Source organism: Brevundimonas sp. (genome assembly GCF_004210735.1).
In the GTDB taxonomy this organism is placed as follows: domain Bacteria; phylum Pseudomonadota; class Alphaproteobacteria; order Caulobacterales; family Caulobacteraceae; genus Brevundimonas.
On record NZ_SDZL01000123.1, the window covers coordinates 1 to 1,894 of the forward strand.

The 1,894-nt window shown below is 66.6% G+C and carries 3 protein-coding genes; all 3 read right to left on the reverse strand.

Features of this window, described 5'->3' with window-relative positions; translation table 11 throughout:
* Positions 1-241: hypothetical protein (locus EON91_RS14325; RefSeq protein ID WP_292096059.1), on the reverse strand; the 241-nt coding region annotated here is incomplete at its 3' end.
* A 117-nt stretch (positions 242-358) separates the two neighbouring features.
* Positions 359-850 (reverse strand): CinA family protein, encoded by a 492-nt coding sequence (locus EON91_RS14330; protein WP_292096061.1) that lies wholly within the window; start codon positions 848-850, stop codon positions 359-361.
* A 22-nt stretch (positions 851-872) separates the two neighbouring features.
* Positions 873-1,894, reverse strand: a 1,022-nt coding sequence (gene ispF / locus EON91_RS14335) for a 2-C-methyl-D-erythritol 2,4-cyclodiphosphate synthase (RefSeq protein WP_292096065.1), incomplete at its 5' end; no start/stop codon positions are given.

Sequence of the window (1,894 nt, forward strand, 5' to 3'; positions counted from 1 at the left end):
AGTCGCACTGGGGCCGCCAGCCGGGCTCGCCCAGGCCCTTGAGGGGCGGGGGCGGGTTATCCGGGCCGAACTTGTAATGTTCCTTCGATACCGCCGCCATGACGGCGCAGTCGTTGCCGCTGACCTCCACGGAGGCGGGCTTGGCGCCAGTTTGGCCGGCGGGGTCGGGGAATTCGGTGGAGGCGCAGGCCCAGACCAGCATGGCCGCAGCGCTCAGGACCAGAAGGTTCGCGACACGCATCAGGTTAGTCTCCTTGGCAGCCGGCTTCTCATGGCCGGGCTTGCAGAGAGGAGTCGCGAGCGTTGATGGCGGGATCAGGGCAGGGCGGTGGCGCGAGGCCGGATCGTCAGATGAAATTCAGGCCATCATCTTCCGCAGCATTTCCAGCGCCGTGATGATGGTCTCGCGGCGGATCTGGTCGCGGCCGATATCGCCGTAGCGCATGGCCTGATGGAAGATCGGCTTGTTCTCGCGCGCCACGGCGAGATGGACGAGGCCGACAGGCTTGGGCGGCGTGCCGCCGCCGGGACCGGCGACGCCAGTTACAGCCACGGCGAGGTTGGCGCGGGAGTTCTCCAGCGCACCTTCGGCCATCATGCGGGCGACGGGTTCAGAGACGGCGCCAGCGTCGGCAATGAGATCGCCGGGGACGTTCAGCATCTCTTCCTTGGCGCGGTTGGAATAGACGACGAAGCCGCGTTCGACCGTGGCGGACGAGCCGGGGATTTCGGTGAGCAGGCCGGCGATGAGGCCGCCGGTGCAGCTTTCGGCGGTCGCGATCTTCAGGCGCTTCTGCTGCGCTTCATCGAGCGTCAGACGGGCCAGCATCAGGAGATGATCGTCGAACATGGCGGCACTCTAGCTGAATGGCTCAGCGCGACAACAGCACCGTGGCTTGCGCTGCAATGCCTTCCTCGCGACCAACAAAGCCGAGCTTTTCGGTCGTCGTGGCTTTCACGCTGACGACGTCTGGAGAGACGTTCATGGCTGTGGCGGTGGCGATGCGCATGGCTTCGCGATGGGGCGCGATCTTGGGGCGCTCGGCGAGGATGGTGAGGTCGGCGTTGACGACGTGGAAGCCACGGTCGTGGGCGAGATTCACGGCGTGCTGGAGGAATTTGACGGAGGCTGCGCCCTTCCATTGCGGATCGGAGGGCGGGAAATGGTCGCCGATATCGCCGAGGGCGAGGGCGCCAAGGATAGCGTCCGTCAGAGCATGCCAGCCTGCATCGGCGTCGGAGTGGCCTTCGAGCTTCTTCGTGTGCGGGATGCGGACGCCGCAGAGGATGACGGCGTCGCCCGGCTCGAAGCCGTGGACGTCGAAGCCTGTCCCGACACGGATGGCCGGGCCTGCGATGAGTTTCTCGGCCACGGCGAGGTCCTCCGGATAAGTGACTTTCATTAGCGCATGACGGCCGGGCGTCAGCACGACTTTCGCGCCGGCGCTTTCGACGAGCGCAAGGTCATCGACGGCGGACGAGGCGTTGGCGAAGGCGTCGCGGATGACGGACCAGCGGAAGGCCTGGGGGGTCTGGACGCGGGAGATGTTCTCGCGGCTGACGGAGCGGACGGCGCCGTCGGCGGTGGACTTGAGCGCGTCAGCCAGGGCAAGGGCGGGGGCGGCGGCGTCCGCCGTCTCCAAGGCGTCGAGCAGTTCTGTGATCACGTCCGGGGTGAGGCCGGGACGGGCGGCGTCGTGGATCAAGACCTTGGAGGGGAAGATCGGATCGAGGGCGTCGAGCCCGGCGCGGACAGATTCGGTGCGGGTAGCGCCCCCTGCGACAACGTGAATGTTCCAGGCGCGGGGCAGAAGGGACCTGACGCGGTGGGTTTCACCGGGGGGAGCCACAACAATGATCGCCGCAATTTTATTGCACTGCAGCATCGCTTCCA